Raw genomic sequence first — 5,515 nt, 5'->3', positions numbered from 1 at the left:
CTTGCTTTCATATTCAAAAGTCATGTTTTTTCTCCTCTCTTTAATTTTAAATGTTAGCAGTTTTCCTGCCCGATGTTTTTTTATTACTATTTCCCCAAAACAGAGATAGGTTCCTTGATGCGGATGCCTGCCTTTCCATTTGTTCCGAAGATTTATTTAAATTGTAATCATTTGCGTTACATCTATTAGTATAGCAGATCTTAATGTAATGTCAACAATTACATCTTGGAAAATTCTTAACAAAAAACAATCTGCTCACTAGGAAACAGATTGTTCTTTAATTTCTTTTTCGGTTGCTGCGACAACTTCGTCAAGACTGGTCTGAGCCAATTCAGCTTCCATGGCTGCCTGAATAGCCGCCAAGCGGTCGTCTAAGACATTGTGAATGTTCTTGCCGATAGGACAGTCTGGATTGGGCTTGTCATGAAAGCTAAAGAGCTGGCCACTCTTGCCTAGACACTCAACCACGCTATAGACGTCCAACAGGCTAATGTCTTTCAAATCTTTGGCAATCTCTGCTCCTCCAGTCCCACGAGCAACGGTAATCATCCCGGCATTCTTGAGCTGGGACAGGGTCTTGCGAATAATAACTGGATTGACTCCTACACTGCCAGCAAGGATATCACTTGTCAGTTTTTGTTTTTTTCCCTCCAAAGCCAATACAATCAGCATATGAGTGGCAATGGTAAAACGGCTAGAAATCTGCATTTTTTCTCCTTCCTCATCATTTTCTCTCACTATTATATCTCAAAAATGGTGTAACTTCAACAGTTACGACTGGACTTTAAGAAAGCTGCAATCTCATCCGCATAGCCTTCCCGCTCACTGATTTCCCGCAGCAGGTCGTGGTTGTGAGTATGGTGGATACCATTGACCAAGCTCTCCCGATAAATCTCATAGTAAGGCAAGTGGAGCTCCCGAGCCAATCTCAGCTCTTGCTCCACATCGTAGGCCACGCGCCGAAGGTCGACATCAGCCAGACCCGTCTCATCTATCTCTAAAATGGCATACTGGGCTCGCAAGTCCTGACGCAAAGCCGAATCTAGAAAGAATGGCTGACCAATAGAGCCGGGATTGATAATCAGCTGACCCTTAGTCCCATAACGAAGAAACTGTTGGTGAATATGACCATAAACTGCAACAGCGCAGTCATTTCCCTCAAAAAGGCGGTCGAAATCTCTCTGCTCGCCAATATGAATCAGCTCCCGCCCCCAGTTCTTATCAGGCAGATGGTGGCTAACCGCAATCTTCAAGCCTTCTACTTCTGTCAAGACCTGTAGAGGAAGTTCCTGCATGCGGTCAATCTCTTCAGGACGGATTTCCTCTAGGACAAAATGGCAGAGCCGGGTCAGGTAGAGATGGCTGGGACGTGTCAAGTCTAACTTTTGGTGCAGGGCATGCCAGAGACTGTCTTCCCAATTCCCTCTGACCTGGAGACTGATGTGCAGCTTCTCCATCCTATCTAAGATATTTCTGCGACCGGTTCCTGGCAGGAGCAAGTCCCCCAAAAACCAATAGTCTGTCACCTGCTGGCTTTCCGCATCCGCCAGTACTGCTTCCAAGGCTGTGCTATTCCCATGCACATCGGATAATAAGGCAATTTTTCGTGTCATCGTATGTCTTTCTCTTTCTTTACAAAGAATATTATATCAAAGTTCAAAAAAACTTCCACCCATCAAGTGAGTGAAAGTTTTGAAGTCTTTTTATCAATCAACAGACTTAAGTGCTTCCAGCATATCTACTCGTCTGAGACGGTAGTTGACAAAGAAACCAAGCAAGGACAGAATAAGAGTCACTGCAGTTAGAGGAAACAGATAGACTGAGGGACTTACTTGAGGGTTTAAGCTGATAATGCTAGACGCAACCTTCTCAATCAAAAAACGATGCAGGAAGAAACCGCCTAGAAGCCCAACTGCCATCCCAATCACTGACAGAATAATGGTCTCTCGATAGATATAGAGGGTCACTTCCTTATTATGGAAGCCCAAAACCTTGATGGTGGACAGCTCTCGAATCCGCTCAGCCACATTGATATTTGTCAGATTGTAGAGAATGACAACTGCTAAAAGAATGGAAATCAGGACCAAAACCAGCATCGTATTATTAAGAGAATCAGCAAAAACGTTGAACTGCTTCACCATGCTAGCATTTTGGGAAACACTCTTGACAGACTTGAGACTCATAAATTCATTGGCCTTGTCAACAATATTTTTGCTAGAAGAGTCCTTGAGTCGCACTAGATAAGCGTTTTTCTCGGGCTTTTTGCCGTAAATCTTCTGGTAGTCCGTCGCCTTCATAAAGGCAAAATGGCCAAAATGATTCTCATTGACTGCTGCGAGCTTGACAGACTTGCCATCCAGCTCTATACTGCCACCGGGGCTAACTCCAGCTATGCGGGCCAATTTATCCGAAACCACTGCACCGTCCTTGAGAGTCAGCTTCTGCTGCTTGTCAGGACTTTCCATAGAAATAAAAGGTTCAAAATTTTCCTTGTCCGTAACCATTAAAGTGACTGACTCTGTCTCTTTTTTCCCTTTGTATTTCTCTGTTAGGGTTTCACTGTGGATTTCCTGATAGGCAGCAATCGAGTCATCTGCCAACATCTTTTTCAGCTTGTCTTGCTCAGCTTGATTCTCCCCAGGATTGACAGCGACAATCAAGTCGTATCGCAGAATCTCCTCAAACTGACGTTTTGGAATACCACCAATAGAAGATTGGAGTCCTAGACCGGCAAAGAGCAGGGCAACAGAACCCACCACACCAAAGATGGTCATAAACATCCGCTGCTTATAGCGAAAGATATTGCGTGCTGTGACCTTCTGAGTAAAGCTAAGGCGCCGCCAGATAAAGGACAGTCTTTCCAAAAAGATCTTGGAGCCCTTGACCGGTGGCTTGGGCAAAAGCAAGTGAGCTGCTTCTTCTGTCAACTCCCGTCTTGCCACCAAATAGGCAGGGAGAACACTCGATAGAAGGGAAAGTCCCAGGGCCAGTAAACTATAGGAAATATAAAAATAAGCATGAGGGGCAGAAAGCACCATCCCTCTGGTAATAATAGAAGAAATCACACCTGACAAGAAATAATGCCCCAGCAGAATCCCTATGAGGGTACCTAGACTCCCTGCCACAAAACCATAAAGAGCAAACTTGCGAATGATATCTCGGCTATGATAGCCTAGAGCCTTAAAGACACCTGCATTTGTTCGCTCCTCGTCGACAAAGCGAGTCATGGTGGTAAAGGTCACCATAGCTGCCACCAGATAGAGCACCACCGGGAAGATATTACCAATCGACGCAATACTATTCATGGAGTTTTTATACGTATAATAGCCATTACCACCTGGCAGAGACTTGCGATCATAGCTATGATAAGCTGGCTCTTTCAAACGACTCAGGTCTGCCTTAGCGTCAGCTAGCTTGTCCTTGCTAGCTGATAAGTCTTTCTCTGCCTGAGCTAGCTCTGCTTTTTTCTGATTGAGCTGGGACTCAGCTTCCTGAAGCTGCTGCTGGCTCTGGCTGAGCTGTGCAGGAGGGAGGATAGAAGCGGCTTGAGCTACTTCTAGCTGGCTTTTTTGTTGATCCAGCTGACTCTGAGCTTGCTCTAACTGTTTTTTTCCTTGGCTTAGCCCACTCTCAGCCTGACCGATCTTATCTTGGCCATTCTGAATGGTGCTTTTGGCATCTGCCTCTAATCGCTTAAACCGGGCCGCTCCGTTATCTTCCAGGCTCTTGTCCAAAGCAGTCTGGTGCTGCTCCAAACGCTCCTGATAGCTTGCAGAGAAAGGATCCAGCTTTTCTAAATCATGATAGCGCAGGCGGGCAATACTGTAAACATCTGTATCAAAGGCCTTAGGGCTAACTACAGCATAGGCTGATAAAGCCCCGCTGCCACTAGTCGCATTGCCCAAATTTCTATCCGACCATAGCTCCGCCGAGTTGACAAATCCCACGACCTTATAGGTCTTGTTTTTCAGAACTGACCGACTGCCTGCTTTCTCGGTCAGATCAATCTCCTGACCAAGTTTGTATTTCTTAGACCAAAAGCTAGCCAGGGCAATTTCTTGCTCTTTCTTAGGAAGACGGCCAGAGGTCACTTGAAAGTTTGAAATATCCTTAGTATCTGAGAATACTCGGAGGGCCTCTTCGTCTACGGTGACATCTGTCAGATAGCCAAATTCGATATCCGCTCCCTTGATAGCTGCCAGCTCTTTCTGATCCGCCTTATCCAAACCATAGTCCGCTATAACAGCCAAGTCCATGGTTCGTTGCTCTTTCAAATAATCTGTTGCTGTTCTGCGCATATTGGGTGGAGCGACCTTAAGCCCCACGAGAGCTAAAGAGCCCAGCATCATGAGGATTAAAATAGATAGGAAACGTCCTTTAGAGCTAGTGAAGGAGCGCAGAATATCTTTCCAATAAATCTTTCTCTTCATATCAATACTCCAATGTACTTATATCCTGTGGTTGTTCATTGACTGTAACACTCTTGACTCTCGCATCGTGCATGCGGATAACCCGGTCAGCAATGGGAGCCAAGGCAGCATTGTGGGTCACGATAATCACCGTCGCCCCTTGATTGCGGGACATGTCCTGTAAGATTTGCAGCACTTGCTTGCCGGTATTGTAGTCCAAAGCTCCTGTCGGCTCATCGCAGAGCAAAATCTTGGGATTCTTAGCCACAGCCCGAGCGATAGACACCCGCTGCTGCTCCCCTCCTGATAGCTGGGCCGGAAAATTATTGAGGCGCTTTTCCAGACCAACTGCGGTCAGAGCTGCTACTGGATCTTGGGCATCCTTGACGATTTCAGAAGCTAATTCGACATTTTCCTTGGCCGTCAGGTTAGGCACCAAATTATAAAACTGAAAGACGAAGCCCACATCATTGCGCCGATAGTCTGTCAGCTGGTGGGAATTGTAGTCAGCAATATTCTGTCCGTCTATCAGGATGTCTCCCTCATCATTGGTATCCATACCGCCAAGGATATTAAGTACCGTAGACTTACCGGCACCAGAAGCACCTAGGATAATGACCAGTTCCCCCTTTTCAATCTCAAAAGAAATATCGTGATTGGCAACTATTTCCGTATCCCCCATCTGATAACGTTTAAAGCCATGTTTCATTTCAATATAAGCCATATCTCTTCTCTCCTTTTCAAACCTCATCTCCTTAAATCGACAAGGTGTTGATTCTAAATCACAGATATTATATAATGAGCTTAGATAAAAAGCAATAATCAAAAATCAACAAAGTGTTGATTTAAGCAAAAAGGAAAGAAAAATGGCCCAGAAACGAAAAACTACTACTAAAGAAGACATCAAAGAAGCCTTGATCCAGCTACTATCAGAGGAAAGATTTGATAATATCTCTATCAGTAAGCTCTGCAAACGGGCAGGGATTAATCGCGGCACCTTCTACCTCCACTACCAAGATAAGTACCAGATGGTTGATAGTCTCAAAAGCGACATTATTTCCCAACTTTCTAGTTATAGCATGTTTGAAGCGGAGAACGAATATCCC

The 5,515-nt window shown here is 45.1% G+C and carries 5 protein-coding genes; 1 reads left to right on the top strand and 4 read right to left on the bottom strand.

Annotated features, from left to right (window positions below; genetic code table 11):
- Window positions 1-258: 258 nt before the first annotated feature.
- The 4 genes from QZ169_RS11270 to QZ169_RS11255 form a co-directional block, all read right to left on the bottom strand.
- Entirely contained in the window at window positions 259-708 is a 450-nt protein-coding gene (locus QZ169_RS11270; RefSeq protein ID WP_295507099.1) for an Rrf2 family transcriptional regulator, read from the bottom strand.
- Window positions 709-764: 56 nt separating this feature from the next.
- Window positions 765-1,613: a metallophosphoesterase gene (locus QZ169_RS11265; RefSeq protein WP_295507097.1), complete on the bottom strand. Its 849-nt coding sequence runs from the start codon at window positions 1,611-1,613 to the stop codon at window positions 765-767.
- A 93-nt stretch (window positions 1,614-1,706) separates the two neighbouring features.
- A complete protein-coding gene (locus QZ169_RS11260; RefSeq protein WP_295507094.1) occupies window positions 1,707-4,430 on the bottom strand; it encodes an FtsX-like permease family protein in 2,724 nt (907 codons plus the stop codon).
- A 1-nt stretch (window position 4,431) separates the two neighbouring features.
- On the bottom strand, window positions 4,432-5,133 hold the full coding sequence (locus QZ169_RS11255; RefSeq protein ID WP_295507092.1) for an ABC transporter ATP-binding protein: 702 nt from the start codon (window positions 5,131-5,133) through the stop codon (window positions 4,432-4,434).
- Window positions 5,134-5,275: 142 nt separating this feature from the next.
- Between QZ169_RS11255 and QZ169_RS11250 the strand changes: the two genes are divergently transcribed.
- Window positions 5,276-5,515 (top strand): TetR/AcrR family transcriptional regulator (locus QZ169_RS11250; RefSeq protein WP_295507090.1); only part of this gene is annotated, 240 nt, incomplete at its 3' end.

It is taken from the genome of uncultured Streptococcus sp., assembly GCF_905372115.1.
GTDB lineage: Bacteria > Bacillota > Bacilli > Lactobacillales > Streptococcaceae > Streptococcus.
Note: the sequence above shows the minus strand (reverse complement) of the source record. Positions and strands in the feature narration are given on the sequence as shown.